We start from the raw sequence: 21,040 nt of genomic DNA on the forward strand, positions 1-21,040 counted from the left end.
ACTACTGGAACACGATCCCCGCCCTCAACCCGGCGGAGACGGCCTGATGTCGGCGCTCGCCCTCTTCTTCCTCGTTCTCGGGCTCGGCCTGATCGCGTGGCTGAGCGCACGGATGCGTGCCGCACGGTTCCGGGTCGGCAACACCGCGCGGTTCAGCTCGCTGCCCGCGCATCACGGCTGGTATGTCGCGCTGTGGACCGCGATCCCGCCGCTGCTGTTTCTGGTTGGCTGGTCGATGGTCGCACCCGCGCTCGTCACCGATACCGTGCTGGCCAGCCCCGCCGCGGTGCAGCTGCCCCCGCCCGGCTTCGACCGTGCCTCGATCCTGTCCGAGGCGCGCAGCCTGGCGGAGGGACGAAGCTTCGGCGCGTTCCACGAGCTCGCGCGCGTCCTGTCACCGGTCTATGCCGCCGCGCAATCGCGCTACGACTGGATCGCGACCGCGCTCGCGCTGCTGCTCACCTTTGCCGGCGGCGCGTTCGCGTTCCTGCGCGTGCGGCCGGGCTTCGGCGCGCGGACGCGGGTCGAGCGGATTGTCATGATCCTGCTGCTCGGCGCGTCGCTGATCGCGATCCTGACCACGGTCGGCATCGTCGCCTCGCTGCTCTACGAATCCGCGCGCTTCTTCTCGATCGTGCCGATCACCGACTTCCTGTTCGGCACGCACTGGAGCCCGCAGGTCGTCGACGCGCGCGATCCGGGGGCGTCGCTCGGCGCGGTGCCGCTGTTCTGGGGGACGTTCTTCATCGGCGCGGTGATCGCGATGATCGTCGCGATCCCGTTCGGGCTGATGAGTGCGATCTACCTCACGCAATATGCCGCCCCGACCACGCGCAAATGGATGAAGCCGATCCTCGAGGTGCTCGCGGGCGTGCCGACCGTCGTCTATGGCTATTTCGCCGCGCTGACGGTGGCGCCAGCGGTGCGCGATTTCGCGGTGTGGATCGGGATCAGCTGGGCCTCGTCGGAGAGCGCGCTCGCCGCCGGGCTCGTGATGGGGATCATGATCATCCCGTTCGTGTCGTCGATGGCCGATGATTCGATCGCCGCGGTCCCCTCGTCGATGCGCGACGGCAGTCTCGCGATGGGCGCAACCTCGTCCGAGACGATCCGCCGCGTGCTGCTCCCCGCCGCACTTCCCGGCGTCGTCGGCGGTGTCCTCCTCGCGGTCAGCCGCGCAATCGGCGAGACGATGATCGTGGTGATGGCGGCCAGCGGCGTCGCGACGCTGACGCTCAACCCGTTCGCCAGCACGACGACCGTGACCAAGCAGATCGTCGACCTGCTGACCGGCGAGGCCGAGTTCGACAGCGCCAAGACGCTCGCGGCCTTCGCGCTCGGGCTGACGCTGTTCGTCGTCACCCTGCTCCTCAACATCGTCGCGCTGACGGTCGTGAAACGGTACCGCGAAGCCTATGAATAGCGTCACCCCCTTCATCGGTACGCCAGACGCTACGGCCTCGGCGAAGCCCGCCACGGCGCGCGTGCCGACCGACTGGACCACCAAGGCGATGCAGAGCCGCATCCGCCGCCGCTATGCCGCCGAGCGCCGGTTCCGCCTCGCCGGGCTGGCCGCGGTCTGGCTCTCCGCGGGCTTCCTCGCCTTCCTGCTGTCGTCGATGCTGTGGCAGGGCGCGAGCGGGTTCGTCGAGACGCGCGTCGCGCTGCCGATCGATTTCGCCGCCGCCGCACTGCCGATCGAACCCGCACGGCTGACAAGCCGCGGCGCCGATCTCGCGCTCGCCAGCGCCGGTCTCGAGGGTGCGGTCGACAGCGCTGCGACGCGCGCGTTCGGCAAGGATGGCGAAGGCCTGTTGTCGGACGGCGCCTGGGTGACCGTGCGCGATGCGCTCAAGGCGGATCCCGGTCTGCTGTCGCGCAAGACGGTGATCGCGGTGCCCGTCGCCAGCCCGGTCGACATGGCCGCCAAGGGCGACGGCCCGCCCGAGGCGGAGGCGGTCGTCGCCCGGCTCAAGGCGCGCGGCGTGCTGACGCGCGGGCTGAGCATGACGTTCCTGACCACCGCCGATTCGACCGACGCGACGCGGGTCGGCATCTGGGGCGCGTTCAAGGGCTCGCTGCTGACGATGATCGTCACATTGCTGCTCGCCTTCCCGATCGGCGTGCTGTCCGCGCTCTATCTCGAGGAATATGCCCCGAAGAACCGCTGGACCGACCTGATCGAGGTGTCGATCAACAACCTTGCCGCGGTGCCCTCGATCATCTTCGGGCTGCTCGGGCTTGCGGTGTTTCTCGGCACCTTCGGCATGCCGCGATCGGCGCCGCTGGTCGGCGGGCTGACGCTCGCGCTGATGACGATGCCGGTAATCGTGATCGCCGGGCGCAACGCGATCAAGGCGGTGCCGCCATCGATCCGCGACGCAGCGCTCGGGATCGGCGCGTCGCCGGTGCAGGTCGTGTTCCACCACGTCCTGCCGCTCGCGCTGCCCGGCATCCTGACCGGCACGATCATCGGCATGGCGCGCGCACTCGGCGAGACCGCACCGCTGCTGATGATCGGCATGCGCGCGTTCATCGCCGCGCCGCCATCGGGGCTGCGTGACCCTGCGACCGTGCTGCCGGTGCAGATCTTCCTGTGGTCCGACCAGGTCAGCCGCGGCTTCATCGAGAAGACCTCGGCCGCGATCATCGTCCTGCTCGTCTTCCTGCTCGCGATGAACGGCGTCGCGATCTACCTCCGCAACAAATTCGAGACCCGCTGGTGATGACCAACCACAAGATGACCGCGCGCGACGTCAGCGTCTATTACGGGCAGAAACGCGCGATCGACAATGTGTCGATCGACGTCGACATGGACAATGTCACCGCGTTCATCGGCCCGTCGGGCTGCGGCAAGTCGACCTTCCTGCGCACGCTCAACCGCATGAACGACACGGTCGCCAGCGCGCGGGTCGAGGGGAAGATCGAGCTCGACGGCCACGACATCTATTCGCCCGACATGGACGTGGTCCAGCTGCGCGCCCGCGTCGGCATGGTGTTTCAGAAGCCGAACCCCTTCCCCAAGTCGATCTACGAGAACGTCGCTTACGGCCCGCGCATCCACGGGCTCGCGGGCGCCAAGAGCGACCTCGACCAGATCGTCGAGAAGTCGCTGCGGCGTGCGGGTCTCTGGGACGAGGTCAAGGATCGCCTGACCGACAGCGGTACCGCGTTGTCGGGCGGTCAGCAGCAGCGGCTGTGCATCGCGCGCGCGATCGCGGTCGATCCCGAGGTGATCCTGATGGACGAGCCGTGCAGCGCGCTCGACCCGATCGCGACCGCCAAGATCGAGGAGCTGATCCATGAGCTGCGCGGCCGCTATGCGATCGTGATCGTCACGCACAACATGCAGCAGGCGGCGCGCGTCAGCCAGCGCACCGCCTTCTTCCACCTCGGCACCTTGGTCGAATATGGCGACACCTCCGCCATCTTCACCAATCCGCGCGAGGAACGCACCAAGGATTACATCACCGGCCGCTACGGCTGATGGGGACGGGATCGATGAACACGCATACCGTAAAGGTCTTCGACGACGAGATCGGCCGCCTGCGCGGCCTCATCTCGCAGATGGGTGGCCTCGCCGAGGACGCGATCGCCAATGCGATGAAGGCGCTGCAGCGTAACGACGTCGCGCTCGCACGCGAGGTCCGCGCGGCGGACAAGCAGATCGACGCGATCGAGGCGGAGGTCGAGCGGCTGGCGGTGCAGATCATCGCACTGCGCGCACCGATGGCGATCGACCTGCGCGAGGTCGTCGCCGCGCTGAAGATCGCGGGCGTCGTCGAGCGGATCGGCGATTATGCCAAGAACATCGCCAAGCGCGTACCGATGATCGAGAGCGAGCACCGGATCGATCCGATCTCGATCCTGCCCGCCATGGGCCGGATGGCGAGCGAGATGGTGCATGACGTGCTCGACGCCTTTGCGGCGCGTGATTTCGAGGCGGCGATGCTCGTCGTCGAAAGCGACGCCGCGCTCGACGATTTCTACGACAGCATCTTTCGCACGCTGGTGACCTACATGGTCGAAAATCCCAAGACGATCAGCCAGGTCGCGCACCTGCTGTTCGTCGCGAAGAATCTCGAACGGATCGGCGACCACGCGACCAACGTCGCCGAGATGGTCTATTTTGCCGCGACCGGCACCCAGATGGCCGACCGCGACCGCGGCGGCATACAGGAGTAATCGACATGGCCCGTGCAAGGATGCTGCTGGTCGAGGACGACGCGGCGCTCGCCGAACTGCTAGTCTGGCATTTCAAGCGCGAGGATTTCGAGATCGCGCACACCCCCGATGGCGAGGAGGCACTCCTGCTCGCACGCGAGAAGGTGCCCGATATCGTCCTGCTCGACTGGATGGTCGAAGGCCTGTCGGGGATCGAGGTGTGCCGCCGCCTGCGTCGTGCGCCCGAGACGCAGAACGTGCCGATCATCATGCTGACCGCGCGTGGGGAAGAGGAAGACCGTGTCCGCGGGCTCGAGACCGGTGCCGACGATTACGTCACCAAGCCCTTCTCGCCGCGCGAGCTGGTCGCGCGCGTCGGCGCGGTGCTGCGCCGCGTCCGCCCCGCGCTTGCCGGCGAGGCACTGAGCTATGCCGACATCGAGATGGACACCGTCGGCCACAAGGTCCGCCGCTCGGGCGAGGTCGTCGCACTCGGGCCGACCGAGTTCCGGCTGCTCAAGCATTTCCTCGAACATCCCGGCTGGGTCTTCTCGCGCGAACGGCTGCTCGATGCGGTGTGGGGGCATGATTCGGACATCGAATCGCGCACCGTCGACGTGCATATCCGGCGGTTGCGGAAAGCGATCAACACCGGCGAACGTCCCGACATCATCCGCACGGTGCGCTCGGCTGGCTATTCGCTTGATACTGGCGGGTGAAAGTCGGGGTGCTGCAAGCGGTCGCCGACCGCGTCATTAGTGCAGGACCAAGACAAGCCGGTTAGAATCGGACGCGAAACGAAGGACCCAAGCGGGTTTTAGTGCGTTCAACCGTGGCGCTAATGAATTTGCGCTCCAAGTATTCAGGAGATTCGCATGAAGTCCATTCTTCTCGCCGCTGCAGCGTTGCTCGCCTCGCCCGTGCTCGCGCAGACCGCGCCGCAGACGATGCCGCCAGCAGACCCGGCCGCCCAGACCGCGCCCGCCGATCCGGCAATGGCACCGCCAGCCGCAGATCCCGCCGCTCCCGCCGATCCGGCGATGGCGGCCGATCCTGCAGCCCCTGCCGATCCGGCAATGGCACCGCCGCCGCCCGCAGCGCCCCAGGCTCCGATGGCTGCACCCGGTGGTGCGAACATCGTCTTCGGTCAGCCGACGGTGACGCCGCCGACCCCGGCGCCTGCCGAGTATCCAACCTGCTCGCGCACCGTCAAGGACGGCTGCAAGAACCGCGGCGGTAAGTAAGCGATTACCATCGGTGCGGGCCGTGGCTAACGCCGCGGCTTGCGCCGACTGCTTTACGTTCTAGGAAAGGCGCTCCACGATAAGAGAGGGGCGCCTTTTTCCATGTCCGACAGCTTTGGATCCTTCGGTTTTGCTGGCCGCGTTGCGATCGTCACCGGCGCAGGCGGCGGACTCGGCCGCGAATATGCGCTCGAGCTGGCCCGGCGCGGTGCGAAGGTCGTCGTCAATGATCTGGGCGCCTCGCGCGACGGTACGGGACAGTCTGACGCAGCGCTGAAGGTCGTCGAGGAGATCGAGGCCACGGGCGGCGAGGCGATCGCCAATGGCGGCAGCGTCACCGACTATGACCAGATGGTCGAGATGGTGGCGCGTGCGTCCGAAAAATGGGGCGGCGTCCATATCCTTATCAACAATGCCGGCGTGCTGCGCGACAAGAGCTTCGCCAAGATGGAGCCCGCCGACTTCAACTTCGTCGTCGACGTCCATCTGAACGGCTCGGCCAACGCGACCAAGGCGGTCTGGGACGGGATGCGCGCGCAGAATTACGGCCGCATCCTGATGACCGCGTCGTCGACCGGCCTGTACGGCAATTTCGGCCAGGCCAACTACGGCGCCGCCAAGCTCGGCCTTGCCGGCCTGACCAAGACGCTCGCGATCGAAGGGGCGAAGAACAACATCCGCGTCAACACGATCGCGCCGACCGCGGGCACGCGGATGACGCAGGACATCTTTCCCGAAGAGGCATTCAAGGCCTTCTCACCCGACAAGGTCGCGCCGGGCGCGGTCTTCCTGGTGTCTGAGGATGCCCCGACCAACATGATCCTCGGCGCCGGCGCTGGCGTGTTCCAGGCCGCCTATGTCACGCTGACGCCGGGCGCGTTGCTGTCGGGCGACGATCTGTCGGTCGAAGGGGTGGCCGCCAACTGGGCGGCGATTACCGACCGCAACGGCGAGATCGTACCGCAGTCGGGCGCCGACCAGGCGATGACCATATTGGCGAAGCTCCAGCGCGGCTGACCGCCGCGCCGGCGGGCTCAGCTTTCGACGAGCTTCATCAGCCGTCGTTCGACCGGGGCCAGGATCGGGCCGAGGCCATGGCCGCGCTTGATCACCGCCCCACCTTCGCCGACCAGGGCCCACATGCCCTGACGGTTGCGAAGCGCGGGGCGTTTTTCGATCCGGAATTCGGGGCGCTCGGCCGCGCGGCGGAAACAGGCGAACACCGCCGCCTCGCGGCCGAGATCGATCGCATAGTCCCGCCAATGTCCCGCCGCGACCATGCGTCCGTAGAGGTCGAGGATCCGCATCAGTTCGAGCCGATCGAAGCCGATCTGGGTGGGGGCGGTATTGCGGGTCGGAAAGGGCGTGACGTTGTTCATCAGGACGGATCAGGCCCGATCGCGCAGATCCTGTTCGACCGGGCCGCGGCGGAGCCCGTCGCGATCGGTCGACAGGTCCTGATCGGCGAGCAGCGAATCCAGACGCTTGCGCATCATCTCCAGCTCACAGCGCATGATCTCCATCTTCTGCGTGGCCGGGTCAAAGGCCTCGGTGCACGGCGTGCCATAGGGCACGAAGCGCGGGGCCTCGGGTGCGGCGCCGCCCTCTACCGTCGTCGCGCGCGCCGGGATGCCGACGACGGTCGTGCCCTCGGGGACGTCGCGCGTCACGACCGCATTCGCGCCGACTCGCGAGCGGCGGCCGATCGTGATCGGCCCGAGCACCTGCGCGCCAGATCCGATGATCGCGCCGTCCGAAATGGTCGGGTGGCGCTTGCCGGCAACGCCATTGTCAGGGCTCGTCCCGCCCAGCGTCACGCATTGATAGATCGTCACGTCGTCGCCGATCAGCGAGGTCTCGCCGATAACGACGAAGCCGTGGTCGATGAAGAAGTTGCGGCCGATCGTCGCGCCGGGATGGATGTCGATCGCGGTCAGGAACCGCGACAGATGATTGACGCACCGCGCGAGGAAGAAATTCTGACCGCTATACAGCCGGTGTGCGATGCGGTGCATCCCCAGCGCCCAGACGCCGGGGTAGAGCATGATCTCCGCGCGAGAATGCGGCGCCGGGTCACGCGCCCGGATCGAGTCGAGATAAGCCCCTAACCGGCTGAACATGCGCATTCCCCTTGGCGGTCCGCTCATTTAGGCGTTCACAGGGGCGATTTCCAGCGGGCGGGGGCAACGCCGCGGCGGACGCCCTGCGCTGACGGCCTCATTATCGACCCGGCATGGACAAAAGGGGGTGCACGATCGATATGGGCGATCAATGGCTGCAACCTATCTCCCCACGCTCAAGCAACTGCAATATCTCGTCGCGCTGAAGGACCATGGCCATTTCGGTCGTGCTGCCGAGGCGTGTTTCGTGACCCAGTCGACGCTGTCGGCAGGCCTGCGCGAACTCGAGACGCTGATCGGGGTGGTACTCGTCGAGCGCACCCGCCGCGTCGTCCGCTTCACCCCGCTGGGGGATCGGATCGCGGACAAGGCGCGCCGCGTGCTGCGCGAGGCGGAGGAACTTGGCGACATGGCGCGCGCCGCCGGCCGGCCGCTGTCGGGCGACATGCGGATGAGCGTGATCCCGACGATCGCGCCGTTCATGCTCCCGCGCATACTCCCCCGGCTGCGACGCGACTATCCCGACCTCAAGCTGTTCCTGCGCGAGGAACCGAGCGGCGCGGCGTGCGAGGGGCTGCACAACGGCCGCACCGACTGTGTGCTGCTCGCCCTGCCCTATGCCTGCGGCGAAGTCGCGTTCGAGCCCCTGTTCGACGACCGGCTGTTCGTCGCCTTCCCGACCGAGGACGTGCCCGCGGACCGGACCTCGATCCCCGCCTCCGCCATTCCCGCCTCGGCGATCGACGAGACTCGGCTGTTGCTGCTCGAGGACGGGCATTGCCTGAAGGATCATGCGCTCGCCGCGTGCAACCGGCCGGAGATCCGTGCCGAGGCGACGATGATGGGCACGTCGCTGCACACGATCGTGCAGATGGTCGACAACGGCCTGGGCATCACGATGCTGCCTGAGATGGCGCTGAACGCCGGGATCCTCGAAAATACCGGGATCACCGCGCTGCCGCTCGACGCCGAGAACGCGTTTCGCCGGATCGCGCTGGTGTGGCGGAAGGCCTCGCCGCGCGAGAAGGATTTCCAGTTGCTCGCCAAGGCGCTTGCCGAGGCCCGCTGACCGGCCGCGCTGGCTCGCACTGCAACAATTTCCGGGCTCAACCGTAGTTGCGGTTCGCAAGCGCCCGTTTGAGGAGATAGATTTCGATGTCGAACATGCGCCCCCTGTATATTGGCCTGGGCACCACCGGTCTCGTCGCGCTCGCGCTCGCCGCGTGCAGCAGCGGCAACAGCGACCTCGGCACGCCGACCGCGCCGCCTCCCGCCAACCCCGCACTGTCGACGCCCAACGGGCCGATCGCCGTCGCCAACCCGACCGTCGGCGGCGTGCCGATGATCGCGACGCGGACGATCGTCGACAATGCCTCCGCTGCGCCCAATCTCGCAACGCTGGTCACCGCGCTAAAGGCTGCGGACCTGACCGCGACGCTGTCCGGGACCGGGCCGTTCACCGTTTTCGCACCGACCGACGCCGCGTTCGGCCGGCTCGTGCCCGGCATGGTCCAGACGTTGCTCAAGCCGGAGAACAAGGCGTCGCTGGCGAAAGTGCTGACCTATCACGTCGTGCCCGGCGACATCACCGCTGCTGATCTGAAGGCGCGTGTCGCGGCGGGTGGCGGCACCGCCGCACTGACGACGGTCGAAGGTGATGCAATTACGGTGACCCTCGTTGGAGATATCATCGCCCTCACCGACGTCAACGGTAACAAAAGTTATATCGAGACCGCCGATGTGCGTCAGTCGAACGGCATTGTTCATGTCGTCAACGGGGTAATCGTACCCCGCTTGTCTTGAGCGAGGTGTGGCAGCGTGCCAACACTTCGTCGCGTCAACGGCGCACTTGGTCCTGTTGGCGGGTCCGTAACTTGGCAAACCGCCGCGTGACTCCATACGTTCTATCGCAGAATTTATTTCACGATTGTTTCAGCCAGGAGAAATCCATGATCACCAAGACCCCTCTCGTCCTTGCCGCAACGCTTTTCGCGGCTGCACCGGCGATCGCGCAGACCGCGCCGAGCGGCACGACGCCCGCACAGACCGTGCCAACTGGCACGGCGCCCGCACAGGCCCCAATGCAGGCCCCTGCACAGGCCGGTACCGCCGCACCGATGGCCGGCGCTCCAGCAGCACCCGCCGCGGCACAGCCTGCAGCGACCGCGACGATCGCGGCAGCGCTGCCGACGCTTCCAAACCGCGCGACGCTCGCCAAGCTGGTGACTGCAGCCGGCCTCGGCACGACGCTTGCGGGCCCCGGCCCCTTCACCGTTTTCGCACCGAGCGATGAGGCGTTCACCCGGCTTCCCGCCGGCGCGCTCGATACGCTGATGAAGCCGGAGGCGAAGCCCACGCTGGCGACGATCCTGAAGTATCACGTCGTCGCAGGCGCCGTGACGTCGGATCAGCTGAAGGCGCAGATCACGTCGGGTGGCGGCAAGGCCGTCCTCACGACGCTGGCCGGCCAGCCGCTGACGGCATCGGTGGGTCCGAACGGCAATATCGAACTGACGGACGTTGCCGGCAGCAAGGCCTATGTCGACACGGCAGATGTCAAGGCGACCAACGGTGTCGTCCATCTCACCAACGGCATGAGCGTTCCCAAGATCGGCTAACGCCGTCTAGGAGGTCCAGCGCGCGGCGGCGTCCTTGTCGGCGTCGCGCGCTTCGACCCAGCTGGCCTGTGTGCCGCGGGTCTCGCGTTTCCAGAACGGCGCATCGGTCTTCAACCGATCGATCAGATAGGCACAGGCCTCGAGCGACGCCGCACGGTGTGCGGACGCCGCCGCCACGAAGACGATCCGTTCACCCGGATGCATCGGACCGACCCGGTGGACGATCGTCACCGCACTCAGCCCCCAGCGCTCGACGGCACCTGTCGCCACCTTGGTGAGCGCAGCCTCGGTCGCACCGGGATAATGTTCCAGTTCGAGCGTCTCGACGCCGTCATCTGCGCGCACGAGACCAGTGAAGGTCGCCACCGCGCCCGCGCCGCGTTCGCCGGCAGTTTCGGCCTGCGTGATCTCTGCAAGCAGGTCGATCGGGGCCGTCTGGACGATGATCCGGATCATCCGCCCGTCACCGGAGGGAAGAGTGCGATCTCGCGCGCGCCGGCGATCGGGGTATCGATCGGCACGAACGCCTGATCCAGGGCGGCGCGCAGCCGGGCGGGATCGGCAAAGGCGGCGGCATGGCCCGGGCTGGACAGCGCCAGCCAGTCCACCAGTTCGGCGATCGTGGTCACCGATGCGGGCGGATCGACACGTTCCTCGCCCGTCCCGATCCGTTCGCGGACCCACGCAAAATACACCATCGTCACCGTCATGCGCTCAATCCATATGCTTCAGGCCGACGCGCAGGTAATCCCAGCCCGTCACCAGCGTCAGGACCGCAGCCCCCCAGAGCGCGGCGAGCCCGACGCCATGTACCCACGGCATGTCGGGCAGCGCGCCCGCGAGGATCAGTCCGCCCAGCGCGACCAGCTGCAGCGTCGTCTTCCATTTCGCAAGCTGCGAGACGGGCACGGACACCTGCACCTGCGCCAGGAATTCGCGCAGGCCCGACACCGCAATCTCGCGGAGCAGGATGACGAGCGCGGCGATCACATGGACGCCCGCAATATCGCGCGTGCCGACCAGGATCAGGATGACCGCCGCGACCATGATCTTGTCCGCAATCGGATCGAGGAAGATCCCGAGGCGTGAGACCGCACCGTTCGACCGCGCGAGATAGCCGTCGAAATAATCGGTGATGCCCATCAGGCAGTAGAGCGCGAAGGCGATGCCGTAGCCGGCCGCCCAGCCGGGCCACCACAGAAAGCCGACGAGAAGGGGTACCGCGACAATGCGCGACAGCGTCAGAAGGTTGGGCAGGGTCCACACCCCGCCTTCCCTACTCCGGTCATGCCCTTGGCGAAACCGGGTTTTACCAATCGGTGCCGACTAATGTGCGGCAAGCGCGGACGCCGGACCGTGGCGCGGGGGCTCGTCCGGATCCCGTACGCGGACACCCGGCCGACGCGGACGGCGCTAAACCATTGGCCTACCGCCCCCGCTGGGCTAAGGCCGCGGCAGTCTTATTGCCACGATCAGGGCCTTTTCTCGCATGCGCAACGCACTCGGGTTGCTGAAGCAACGACGCTTCCTGCCCCTGTTCACGACACAGTTTCTGGGCGCCTTCAACGACAATCTGTTCAAGACGTCGATGGTGTTGTTCGCGACCTATGCGATCTTCAACGATCCGCGGATGGAGGCGAATTTCAACGCACTCGCCACCGGAATTGCGATCATCCCCTTCTTCCTGCTCTCGGCACTCGCCGGGCAGCTCGCGGACAGCCATGACAAGGCGCGGATCATCCGGCTCGTGAAGAGCGCGGAGATCGGCATCATGGCGCTCGGCGCGGCGGGGCTGATGGTGGCGCGCAGCGGCCATTCGACGATCGGCCTCGGGCTGATGCTCGGGGCGGTGCTGTGCCTGGGCGTGCATTCGACGTTCTTCGGGCCGATCAAATACGCGATCCTGCCGCAGCATCTGCCGCCCTGCGACGTGCTCGGCGGCACCGGGCTGGTCGAGGCCGGTACCTATCTGGCGATCCTGATGGGGACGATCACTGCCGGGTTCATGACCGATCATATCGAGCGCGCCGCGATCGCGGTTCTGGCGATCGCGGTGATCGGCTGGTTCGCGGGTCGCCAGGTGCCGCCGGCACCGCGCGAGGGCCCGCCGCTGGTGCTCAACTACAACCCGTTCACCGCGTCGTGGCGGCTGATCAGCGCGACGATGCACATCCCGCGGCTGTTCCTGGCGATCTGCGCGATCAGCTTCTTCTGGACGATCGGCGCGGTGCTGATCGTGATCTTCCCGCCGCTGGTCAAGAACGTGCTGACCGCGGACGAGCGGGTCGCCAGCTTCGTGATCGCGGTGTTTTCGATCGGCGTCGCGATCGGCTCGGTGGTGATCAACACGATGCTCAAGGGCCGGATCTCGGCGCGCTATGCACCCGCCTCGGTGATCGCGATGGGCGTATTCGTCCTTATCTTCTCGGTCCTAGTACGGACCTGGACACCGGCGGCGCCGGGCCATTTCTACGACTGGGCCGGATTCCTCGCACAGCCGCGCGCCTGGCCGGTGCTCGGCACGCTGATGATGATCGCGATCACCGGCGGGATGTTCGTCGTCCCGCTCTACGCCTTCCTGACGACGACGGTCGAAAAGGATCAGACCGCGCGGACGGTGGCCGCGAACAACGTCGTCAATTCGGGCGCGATGACGATCGGGTCGATCGCGGTCATCGGCATCACGATGGCGGGCGTGACGCCCGAAGACCTGCTGTTCCTGGTCGCCGGCATGTGCCTGGTATCCGCCTGGATCGCGCAGAAGCTGCACCGCGCCTGTGACGACGATGCCGAAACCTGCCTGCCCGTGATCAGAAAATGAAGCTGTAGAAACAGGTGAAGAAGGCCGCGAAGCTCAGCACGAACAGCTTGACGTCCTGATCGTCGCGCCCGCCCGGCGTTGCGATCACGGGCGGGGGCAGCGTCCGTCGAAACGGGTGGCGCGCGGCTTCGTTGGTCAGGACTAGGCGTCGGGTCATGGCGACCGGTTAACGCGGTGTTTACCTTTTCGACCAGCGACAAAATCGTCCCGTTTTAACCCGTCCGCGAATGGGACAGAATTCAGGAGTTTCGACATGCTGCGATACGCCGTCCTCGCCACCCTGCTAAGCAGCGCACCGCTTGCCGCACAGAGCGTGCCACCGGTGCCAGCGCCCGCCCCAACGCCCGCAGATGCGTTGCCACCAGTGCCCGCTGCGACGCCGCGCCCCGCGAACATCGGCGTGACCCTGACCACCAGCCTCGGCCCGATCGTGCTCGAACTCGAGAAAGAGCGCGCACCGATCACCACCGCGAATTTCCTGCGCTATGTCGATGCGCGAAAGCTCGACGGCACGACCTTCTATCGCGCGCTGCGGCTGGGGCCGGATACGGGACTGATCCAGGGCGGGATCGAGGGCGATCCCAAGCGCGCCTTCCCGCCGATCGCGCACGAGCCGACCAGCAAGACCGGCGTGCTGCACACCGACGGCACGATTTCGCTCGCACGGCTGGCGCCGGGGACCGGGCGCGCCGACGTCTTCATCACCGTCGGCGCGATCCCCTTCCTCGACGCGCATCCCGAGAAGCCGGGCGACAATACGGGCTTTGCCGCGTTCGGGCACATCGTCCAGGGCATGGACATCGTCCGCGGCATCCTTGCCGCGCCCACCTCGCCGACCAAGGGCGAAGGCGTGATGAAGGGCCAGATGATCGCCGCGCCGATCCGCATCCTGACCGCCCGGCGGACCCCGCCCGCGCCACGGTGACGCCCGCCGCAAAGGGCAACTGATCGGGGTTAAGTAACGGATCTAGAACCATTTTGGGCTAGTCCGCGGTGATGCAGACGCGACATGCCGCAATCCCCCGCCCCTCACTAGCGGTGGAAACCGCACCAGGCACCGGATCGATGGCCCCCGAAGCCCTGCTGGCGATCGCAATGGCCGCGGTCTCCGACGGCGTCGTGGTCTTCGACGCGGCGGAGCGGCTCGCGCTGGTCAATCCGCGCGTGGCGGCGCTATTCCGCTTCGACCCGGACCGCGTCATGACCGGCATGGACATGGCGAGCTTTCTCGGAGTCGTCGGCACCGCCGTCGGCTGGTCCGCGGCACGGATCGCGACGGTGGTCGACAATCACCGTCGCTGGCAGGCCCGGCAGGACAGCGTCGATATCGATCATCATTTCGACGACGGGACGATCCTGCATATCAACTTCGCCCCGCTGCCCGGGCACTGCGCGGTAATCACCTACCGCGACGTCACGGTCGAGCGACGGCTGACCGACGTCGTCGCGGCGCAAGCCGCGCAGGCGGAACGGTTCCGCAAGGAGATCGCGACCGTCGTCACCGAAACCGATGCCGCGGCGGCGGAAGGCCAAGCGATGGGCCGCGCGGGCGAAGCCGAACTCGAACTGATCGTCCGCGATTTGGGCGACGTCGTCGTCGCCGCGCAGCAATCCACCGCCGCGATGCAGGATGCCGCACAGACCTCGGCGATGATGGCGGGCATGATCGACACGGTCGTCGACCAGGTCCGCCACACCAGCAGCGCCGCCAGCGGCGCGATGGCGCATGCGCACGAGACGGTCGCGCTGTCTCAGGGGTTGTCGGACCATGCCGGATCGATCGGCTCGATCCTCGACATCATCCGCGCGGTCGCCCGGCAGACCGGTCTGGTCGCGCTCAACGCCGCTATCGAGGCGGCGCGCAGCGGAGAGGCCGGGCGCGGCTTCGCGGTGGTCGCAGCCGAGGTGAAGACGCTTGCCACGCAGACGTCCGATGCGGTCGCACGGATCGAGCCGCAGATCTCCGCGATGCAGATCGCAACGCGCGACGTCGTCGCGGCGAATCGCGCGATCGCGCACGACATCGCCGATATCCAGGCTCGCGCGGTCATCGTGACCGACACGGCACATAGTCAGAACGAGCGCATTCTCGCGATCACCGCCGCGATCGACGAAACCGCGCTCACCGCACGCGCGATGACAGAAAGCGTCGAGCATCTGGAAATCCGCAACCAGCGCTTCATCAGCCTGGCCCGGCGGATCGGCCAGCAGCTCGAGTCCGTCCACGCCCTGACCCATGGTCTCAGCGTCGCCACCGAGACCTTCCAGGCGACCTATTGACGCCCGTCACCGCACAACGGCAGTACGACCCGCTGCGGGGTATCCATCATAAATAAGGGACCGCGACCGCGTCGCGCATCAACGAGAATGGTGGAGCCGAGGGGGATCGAACCCCTGACCTTTCGCATGCCATGCGAACGCTCTCCCAGCTGAGCTACGGCCCCATTCCCGTTGGGAGGCGGCTCACTAACCGGAGCCGCCCGGGTTGGCAAGCGGCGTAAACGCCGCCTGCCAAATTTCTTTATCTCAACGCTCGTGCTCGTCCTGCGGCGTCTCGACGCCGAGGTCGTCGTCGCCGCCCAGATCGACTTCGTCGTCCGCGGACGGCTCTTCGTCCTCGCCGGTGATCGAGGCGATATCCTCTTCCTCGTCACCCTCGAGATCCGCATCGGGCTTCTTGGTGTCGGGCTTGGCGACCTCGAACGGCAGCGGCTGCTTCGACTTCAGGATCGGCTCGGGCTCCCACGCATACCCGCATTCGATGCAGGTGACGGGGTCGGCCTTTTCGAGGTCGTAGAAACGCGTCGCGCATTTCGGACACGAACGCTTCGTGCCCCATTCCGGCTTGATCATGCCGATAGAACCTTTCGAATGGATAGATTGTGGGGGATGCCCCCGCAAAGTGGGCGCGCCTTGCCATAGCGCAAGGCCACTGTCAAAAGCCCGGCCCCATGACACACCCCCTCCCCCAGCCGCTGGACGTCGTCGCGCGCGGTCCGCTGACCGGTTCGATTGCGGTTCCCGGCGACAAGTCGATCAGCCACCGCGCGCTGATGTTCGCGAGCCTCGCGGTCGGCACCAGCCGGATCACCGGTTTGCTCGAGGGCGAGGACGTGCTCGCCACCGCGGCGGCGATGCGCGCGATGGGCGCGACGATCGAGCGGCAGGACGACGGCATCTGGGTCGTCGACGGCGTCGGTGTCGGCGGGCTGCTCCAGCCCGCGACCGCCCTGGAGATGGGCAATTCGGGCACCTCGACGCGATTGCTGATGGGGCTGGTGTCGAGCCACCCGATCACCTGCACCTTCACCGGCGACGCCTCGCTGTCGGGACGGCCGATGGGCCGCGTGATCGAGCCGCTGTCGCAGATGGGCGCGGACATCGCCGCGTCGCCCGGCGGCAAGCTGCCGCTGATGGTGCGCGGGATCTGCCCCGCGGTGCCGATCACCTACACGCTGCCGGTCGCGTCGGCGCAGGTGAAGTCGGCGATTCTGCTTGCCGGGCTCAACACGCCCGGCATCACCACGGTGATCGAGCCGGTCGCGACGCGCGATCACAGCGAGCGGATGCTGACCGGGTTCGGCGCGCAGCTGACCGTCGAGGAAACGGACCAGGGCCGCGTGATCTCGATCACCGGCGAGGCGGAGCTGACCCCGCAGGATATCGTCGTGCCGGGCGATCCGTCGTCCTCAGCCTTCTGGCTGGTCGCGGCGTCGATCGTGCCGGGGTCTGACATCGTCGTGCGCAATGTCGGGCTGAACCCGACGCGGATCGGCATCGTCACCGCGCTCCGCATGATGGGCGCGGACATCACCGAGCTCGATCCGCGGACCGTCGGCGGCGAGCCCGTCGCCGACCTGCGCGTCCGCCATGCCGCGCTGACCGCGATCGAGGTGCCGGCCGATCTCGCGCCGAGCATGATCGACGAATATCCGGTGCTGTTCGTCGCCGCGGCGTTTGCGTCCGGCACGACCGTAGCCAGGGGCGCGCACGAGCTGCGGGTGAAGGAATCGGACCGGATCACGACGATGCGGATCGCGCTCGAGGCGTGCGGCGTGGCGTGCGAGGAATTCGAAGACGGCATGGCGATCACCGGTTCGGGCGGGGCGGCGATTCGCGGTGGCGCTCGGGTCGCCTCGAAACTCGATCATCGCATCGCAATGAGCATGGTGGTGGCTGGACTTGGCAGCGCCGAGCCCATCACGATCGACGACATATCGCCGGTGGCGACGAGCTATCCCGTGTTCTTCCGGTCGCTCGACGCGCTTACCGGCAAGGGGGAATAAGATGATCATCGCAGTCGACGGTCCGGCGGCATCGGGCAAGGGCACGATCGCGCGCGCCTTGGCGAAGCATTACGGGCTCCCCTATCTCGACACCGGCCTGCTCTACCGCGCGGTGGCGCTGAACGTGGCGCGGATGGGGCTGGATCTCGAGCAGGAAGCCGATGCGGTCGCCGCATGCGATTTCGACGATGCGATGATGACCGACCCGGCGCTGCGCGACGACGATGTCGGGGCGATGGCCTCGATCGTGTCCGCACACCCGCTGGTCCGCGCGGCGCTGATGCAGCGACAGAAGCGGTTTGCCGCGCAGGCGGGTGGCGCGATCCTCGACGGGCGCGATATCGGCACGGTCATCGTGCCCGATGCGGATGCCAAGCTGTTCGTGAAGGCGACCCCCAATATCCGCGCGCAGCGGCGCCATGCCGAATTGCAGGCACGTGGCGGGACGGCGAGCAAGGACCGCGTGCTGGCGGACATCCGGGCGCGGGATGCGCGCGACAGCGGGCGCTCGATCGCACCGCTGGTGATGGCGCCGGATGCGGCGTTGCTGGATACGAGCTTCCTGTCGATCGAAGCGTCGGTGCAGCGCGCGGTGGCGCTGGTTGAGGCGCAGCGGGCGAAGAAGGCGTCGGGTTAGGCCTTTCGCTTGCCGCCAAGAGTAACACCACCCCGGCGAAGGCCGGGGCCCAGTTGGAAAGGTCGCAGTAACGGAGCGCTGCGCTTGGTTAGCGATGTCCCCCAACTGGGCCCCGGCCTTCGCCGGGGTGGCTTTTGGTTGGGCTAGGGTACCGTAAAACAACGCTGTTTCCCCGCGAAGGCGGGGACCCAGACTGGGCTCCCGCCTTTGCGGGAGAACAAGGACGCGCGGAAACGCTCCCCCTTACAAAGCCGTCGCCAGCGTGATCGCCCCCAGCACCACCCCCGGGAAGTTCGCCACCGCGATCGGCCAGTCGCGCTTCGGCTTCAGCACGCCATACGCGACCCACAGCCCGCAATTGACCATCGTCGCGAACGGCTGGACCACCGATCCCTTCTGACCGGCCAGGTTCAGCATGATCTGGTCGATATAGGACAGGTACATCACGATCGCCGTCGCCGTGGCGATCCAGCCCAGCACGAGAATGCCGCGTTCGCTCAAATCTTCGCTCCTGTTGTGAGCCGCCCGTAACGCTGCAGCGGCGAACTTGCTCCGAGACGGGGTTTCCGCTACACAGGAGCGTCCGGCGAGCGATGCTCGTGGAGGAAGGCGCGGAGACCTTTGAGTCTCACGCGCCGTTTTCGCATTCAGCGTCTACATCCTCTGCGCCTCGTGCCGTCCGGATGCCGCGCCGGCGTTCGGTCGTCGCGGCAACGAAGGCCAAGACCAGCGGATCCAACCGCTTGGCCGGAAACAGACTAGGATTACTGAATTCTATGGCAACCCAGGTAATGCCGTCGCGCGACGATTTCGCCGCGATGCTGAACGAGACGCTCGGCGACGCCGACAGCTTCGAGGGCCGCGTGGTGCATGGCACCGTGACCGGCATCGAGAACGACATGGCCGTCATCGACGTCGGTCTGAAGTCGGAAGGCCGCGTGCCGCTTCGCGAATTCGCAGCGCCGGGCCAAAAGGCTGACCTGAAGGTCGGCGACGAAGTCGAAGTCTATGTCGACCGCGTCGAGAACGTCCATGGCGAAGCGATGCTCAGCCGCGACCGCGCGCGCCGCGAAGCCGCATGGGACAAGCTGGAAACCGAATTCTCGAAGACGACCCGCGTCGAGGGCGTGATCTTCGGCCGCGTGAAGGGTGGCTTCACCGTCGACCTGAACGGCGCCGTCGCGTTCCTGCCGGGCTCGCAGGTCGACATCCGCCCCGTGCGCGACGTCACCCCGCTGATGGACATCCCCCAGCCCTTCCAGATCCTGAAGATGGACCGCAAGCGCGGCAACATCGTCGTGTCGCGTCGCGCCGTTCTCGAAGAGACGCGCGCAGAGCAGCGTTCGGGCCTGATCCTCAGCCTCGCCGAGGGCCAGATCATCGACGGCGTCGTCAAGAACATCACCGATTATGGTGCGTTCGTTGACCTCGGCGGCATCGATGGCCTGCTGCACGTCACCGATCTCAGCTACAAGCGTGTCGGTCACCCGAGCGAAGTCCTGAACATCGGCGACACCGTCAAGGTGCAGATCATCCGCATCAACAAGGACACCCAGCGCATCAGCCTCGGCATGAAGCAGCTGGAGAGCGATCCCTGGGATGGCGCGATGGTCAAGTATCCGGTCGGCGCAAAGCTCACCGGCCGCGTCACGAACATCACCGAATATGGTGCGTTCGTCGAGCTGGAAGCGGGCATCGAAGGCCTCGTCCACGTGTCGGAAATGTCCTGGACCAAGAAGAACGTCCATCCGGGCAAGATCGTCAGCACTTCGCAGGAAGTCGACGTCATGGTCCTCGAAGTCGATTCCGAGAAGCGTCGCATCTCGCTCGGCCTCAAGCAGGCTCAGGCCAATCCTTGGGAGGCGTTCGCTGCCGCGCATCCGATCGGCTCGACCGTTGAGGGCGAAGTCAAGAACGCGACCGAATTCGGTCTGTTCATCGGCCTCGACAACGACGTCGACGGCATGGTCCACATGTCCGACATCGCCTGGGGCGTTTCGGGCGAGGACGCGCTCAACCTGCACCGCAAGGGTGAGACCGTCGAGGCCGTCGTGCTCGACATCGACGCCGAGAAGGAGCGTATCTCGCTCGGCATGAAGCAGCTCGAGCGCGGCGGGCCTTCGGCCGGCGGCATCGCAGCAGCAGGCGACAAGCTGAACAAGAACGCGATCGTCACGGTCACCGTTCTCGAAGTCCGCGACGCGGGCCTCGAAGTTCAGCAGGGCGACGATGGCGCGACCGGCTTCATCAAGCGCACGGATCTGGGTCGCGATCGCGACGAGCAGCGTCCGGAGCGTTTCCAGGTCGGCCAGAAGTTCGACGCGATGGTGACGGGCTTCGATCGTTCGAAGAAGCCGACCTTCTCGATCAAGGCGATGCAGATCTCCGAAGAGAAGCAGGCCGTCGCTCAGTATGGTTCGTCGGACTCCGGCGCGACCCTCGGCAACATCCTGGGCGAGGCTCTCAAGGCCCGCACGGAAGCCGAAAAGAAGTAAGCGAATTGGGACCGGGATGCTCGATGCATTTCGGTCCCTTTTGCTTTTGGCTTGAAACTCATTTGGTGCTATCGCCCCAATTACTGACCTAAATCAGTATTATCACATATGGGCGGGGGCTCGTTACCATGATCAGATCTGAGCTTGTTCAAAAACTGACCGATGCGCATCCGGACCTGGAGCCGCGCGAGGTCGAATTGATCGTCTCGTGTTTCTTCGACGAGATCTCGAAGCGGCTGGCCGCCGACGGCCGGGTCGAACTGCGCGGCTTCGGCGCATTTTCCACGCGCGCGCGCGATGCGAGGACCGGACGCAATCCCCGGACCGGCGAAGTCGTCGCCGTCGACGCCAAGCGCGTCCCCTATTTCAAGCCCGGCAAGGAAATGCGCTCGCGTCTTAACGTCGATTGAGCGGCACCTGCGGGTCCAACATGGGTTGACCCTGCGCTCGACCTCGTCTTTCTGACTCCCGTGTGCGGACGTGGCGAAACCGGTAGACGCAGGAGACTTAAAATCTCCCTCCCCTGGAGTGCGGGTTCGAGTCCCGCCGTCCGCACCATCACGCTTGCCTGTGCCGCCGCGCTGCTCTTCGCACCGGCGGCCTGCAACCGGCGCCGCGACTCGGGCGCGGTCGTCGTCAGCGCGATCGGTGGGGC

General features: G+C 66.6%; 25 protein-coding genes and 2 tRNA genes. 18 read left to right on the top strand and 9 right to left on the bottom strand.

The features are described from left to right. Positions 1-46: 46 nt before the first annotated feature. From pstC to C8J24_RS02740, 7 genes are all read left to right on the top strand, one after another. Positions 47-1,423, top strand: a complete 1,377-nt coding sequence (gene pstC / locus C8J24_RS02710) for a phosphate ABC transporter permease subunit PstC (RefSeq protein ID WP_031395857.1) — start codon at positions 47-49, stop codon at positions 1,421-1,423. Positions 1,424-1,511: 88 nt separating this feature from the next. Further along, positions 1,512-2,726, top strand: coding sequence for a phosphate ABC transporter permease PstA (gene pstA, locus C8J24_RS02715; RefSeq protein WP_031395856.1), 1,215 nt, complete (start codon positions 1,512-1,514; stop codon positions 2,724-2,726). Next, entirely contained in the window at positions 2,726-3,487 is a 762-nt protein-coding gene (gene pstB, locus C8J24_RS02720) for a phosphate ABC transporter ATP-binding protein PstB (protein WP_031395855.1), read from the top strand. The genes pstA and pstB overlap by 1 nt, the downstream gene beginning before the upstream one ends. 14 nt (positions 3,488-3,501) lie before the next feature. Then, positions 3,502-4,185, top strand: coding sequence for a phosphate signaling complex protein PhoU (gene phoU, locus C8J24_RS02725; RefSeq protein ID WP_031395854.1), 684 nt, complete (start codon positions 3,502-3,504; stop codon positions 4,183-4,185). Positions 4,186-4,190: 5 nt separating this feature from the next. Beyond that, positions 4,191-4,883 (top strand): phosphate regulon transcriptional regulator PhoB, encoded by a 693-nt coding sequence (gene phoB / locus C8J24_RS02730; RefSeq protein ID WP_031395853.1) that lies wholly within the window; start codon positions 4,191-4,193, stop codon positions 4,881-4,883. Positions 4,884-5,039: 156 nt separating this feature from the next. Further along, on the top strand, positions 5,040-5,408 hold the full coding sequence (locus C8J24_RS02735) for a hypothetical protein (protein WP_031395852.1): 369 nt from the start codon (positions 5,040-5,042) through the stop codon (positions 5,406-5,408). A gap of 102 nt (positions 5,409-5,510) precedes the next feature. Further along, complete coding sequence (locus tag C8J24_RS02740) at positions 5,511-6,425, top strand: SDR family NAD(P)-dependent oxidoreductase (RefSeq protein ID WP_107930113.1); 915 nt, start codon at positions 5,511-5,513, stop codon at positions 6,423-6,425. A 17-nt stretch (positions 6,426-6,442) separates the two neighbouring features. Here the strand turns inward: C8J24_RS02740 and C8J24_RS02745 are convergent, their stop codons facing one another. Both C8J24_RS02745 and epsC read right to left on the bottom strand, forming a co-directional pair. Further along, positions 6,443-6,787: a DUF2794 domain-containing protein gene (locus C8J24_RS02745; RefSeq protein WP_107930115.1), complete on the bottom strand. Its 345-nt coding sequence runs from the start codon at positions 6,785-6,787 to the stop codon at positions 6,443-6,445. A gap of 9 nt (positions 6,788-6,796) precedes the next feature. Beyond that, the gene (gene epsC, locus C8J24_RS02750; RefSeq protein ID WP_107930117.1) at positions 6,797-7,528 is read right to left on the bottom strand and encodes a serine O-acetyltransferase EpsC; all 732 of its coding nucleotides are present in this window, start codon (positions 7,526-7,528) and stop codon (positions 6,797-6,799) included. A gap of 151 nt (positions 7,529-7,679) precedes the next feature. On the opposite strand from epsC, the gene C8J24_RS02755 reads away from it, so the two are divergent. From C8J24_RS02755 to C8J24_RS02765, 3 genes are all read left to right on the top strand, one after another. Next, complete coding sequence (locus C8J24_RS02755; RefSeq protein WP_031395848.1) at positions 7,680-8,597, top strand: LysR substrate-binding domain-containing protein; 918 nt, start codon at positions 7,680-7,682, stop codon at positions 8,595-8,597. A gap of 86 nt (positions 8,598-8,683) precedes the next feature. Then, entirely contained in the window at positions 8,684-9,331 is a 648-nt protein-coding gene (locus C8J24_RS02760) for a fasciclin domain-containing protein (RefSeq protein ID WP_107930119.1), read from the top strand. Between the two features lie 146 nt (positions 9,332-9,477). Continuing rightward, positions 9,478-10,146 (top strand): fasciclin domain-containing protein, encoded by a 669-nt coding sequence (locus tag C8J24_RS02765; protein WP_107930121.1) that lies wholly within the window; start codon positions 9,478-9,480, stop codon positions 10,144-10,146. 6 nt (positions 10,147-10,152) lie between these two features. Here C8J24_RS02765 and C8J24_RS02770 read toward each other — a convergent pair whose 3' ends face one another. The 3 genes from C8J24_RS02770 to pgsA are packed head-to-tail and all read right to left on the bottom strand — an operon-like array spanning position 10,153 to position 11,412. Continuing rightward, positions 10,153-10,602 carry a molybdenum cofactor biosynthesis protein MoaE gene (locus tag C8J24_RS02770; protein WP_107930123.1) on the bottom strand — a complete coding sequence of 150 codons (450 nt, stop codon included), beginning with the start codon at positions 10,600-10,602 and terminating at the stop codon, positions 10,153-10,155. Beyond that, the gene (gene moaD / locus C8J24_RS02775; protein WP_031395844.1) at positions 10,599-10,856 is read right to left on the bottom strand and encodes a molybdopterin converting factor subunit 1; all 258 of its coding nucleotides are present in this window, start codon (positions 10,854-10,856) and stop codon (positions 10,599-10,601) included. Before moaD ends, C8J24_RS02770 begins: the two co-directional genes overlap by 4 nt. Positions 10,857-10,860: 4 nt before the next feature. Continuing rightward, a complete protein-coding gene (gene pgsA / locus C8J24_RS02780; protein ID WP_031395843.1) occupies positions 10,861-11,412 on the bottom strand; it encodes a CDP-diacylglycerol--glycerol-3-phosphate 3-phosphatidyltransferase in 552 nt (183 codons plus the stop codon). 223 nt (positions 11,413-11,635) lie between these two features. Between pgsA and C8J24_RS02785 the strand changes: the two genes are divergently transcribed. Next, on the top strand, positions 11,636-12,967 hold the full coding sequence (locus C8J24_RS02785) for an MFS transporter (RefSeq protein ID WP_052148897.1): 1,332 nt from the start codon (positions 11,636-11,638) through the stop codon (positions 12,965-12,967). On the opposite strand, the gene C8J24_RS17455 is transcribed toward C8J24_RS02785, so the two are convergent. Continuing rightward, a complete protein-coding gene (locus C8J24_RS17455; RefSeq protein ID WP_167396674.1) occupies positions 12,957-13,124 on the bottom strand; it encodes a hypothetical protein in 168 nt (55 codons plus the stop codon). The genes C8J24_RS02785 and C8J24_RS17455 overlap by 11 nt on opposite strands. A gap of 96 nt (positions 13,125-13,220) precedes the next feature. Here C8J24_RS17455 and C8J24_RS02790 point away from each other — a divergent pair, with 96 nt between their 5' ends. Both C8J24_RS02790 and C8J24_RS17950 read left to right on the top strand, forming a co-directional pair. Continuing rightward, positions 13,221-13,892, top strand: coding sequence for a peptidylprolyl isomerase (locus C8J24_RS02790; RefSeq protein ID WP_107930125.1), 672 nt, complete (start codon positions 13,221-13,223; stop codon positions 13,890-13,892). A gap of 140 nt (positions 13,893-14,032) precedes the next feature. Beyond that, entirely contained in the window at positions 14,033-15,247 is a 1,215-nt protein-coding gene (locus C8J24_RS17950) for a methyl-accepting chemotaxis protein (protein WP_167396675.1), read from the top strand. 88 nt (positions 15,248-15,335) lie between these two features. Here the strand turns inward: C8J24_RS17950 and C8J24_RS02800 are convergent. Together C8J24_RS02800 and C8J24_RS02805 are read right to left on the bottom strand one after the other, a co-directional pair. Further along, a tRNA-Ala gene (locus tag C8J24_RS02800) sits at positions 15,336-15,411 on the bottom strand. A gap of 82 nt (positions 15,412-15,493) precedes the next feature. After that, the gene (locus tag C8J24_RS02805) at positions 15,494-15,820 is read right to left on the bottom strand and encodes a TIGR02300 family protein (protein ID WP_031395784.1); all 327 of its coding nucleotides are present in this window, start codon (positions 15,818-15,820) and stop codon (positions 15,494-15,496) included. Positions 15,821-15,918: 98 nt separating this feature from the next. Between C8J24_RS02805 and aroA the strand changes: the two genes are divergently transcribed. Beyond that, positions 15,919-17,253 carry a 3-phosphoshikimate 1-carboxyvinyltransferase gene (aroA, locus tag C8J24_RS02810; protein WP_107930129.1) on the top strand — a complete coding sequence of 445 codons (1,335 nt, stop codon included), beginning with the start codon at positions 15,919-15,921 and terminating at the stop codon, positions 17,251-17,253. A gap of 1 nt (position 17,254) precedes the next feature. Next, positions 17,255-17,890: a (d)CMP kinase gene (cmk, locus tag C8J24_RS02815; RefSeq protein ID WP_107930131.1), complete on the top strand. Its 636-nt coding sequence runs from the start codon at positions 17,255-17,257 to the stop codon at positions 17,888-17,890. 243 nt (positions 17,891-18,133) lie between these two features. Here cmk and C8J24_RS02820 read toward each other — a convergent pair whose 3' ends face one another. Next, complete coding sequence (locus C8J24_RS02820; protein WP_031441625.1) at positions 18,134-18,391, bottom strand: SemiSWEET family transporter; 258 nt, start codon at positions 18,389-18,391, stop codon at positions 18,134-18,136. Positions 18,392-18,666: 275 nt separating this feature from the next. On the opposite strand from C8J24_RS02820, the gene rpsA reads away from it, so the two are divergent. The 3 genes from rpsA (at position 18,667) to C8J24_RS02835 (ending at position 20,943) form a co-directional block, all read left to right on the top strand. Continuing rightward, positions 18,667-20,385, top strand: a complete 1,719-nt coding sequence (gene rpsA, locus C8J24_RS02825; protein ID WP_031393081.1) for a 30S ribosomal protein S1 — start codon at positions 18,667-18,669, stop codon at positions 20,383-20,385. 128 nt (positions 20,386-20,513) lie between these two features. Continuing rightward, positions 20,514-20,795: an integration host factor subunit beta gene (locus tag C8J24_RS02830; RefSeq protein WP_031393082.1), complete on the top strand. Its 282-nt coding sequence runs from the start codon at positions 20,514-20,516 to the stop codon at positions 20,793-20,795. 64 nt (positions 20,796-20,859) lie between these two features. Next, positions 20,860-20,943 (top strand) — tRNA-Leu (locus C8J24_RS02835). Positions 20,944-21,040: the final 97 nt, after the last annotated feature.

The organism is Sphingomonas aerolata, assembly GCF_003046295.1.
Taxonomy (GTDB): domain Bacteria; phylum Pseudomonadota; class Alphaproteobacteria; order Sphingomonadales; family Sphingomonadaceae; genus Sphingomonas; species Sphingomonas aerolata.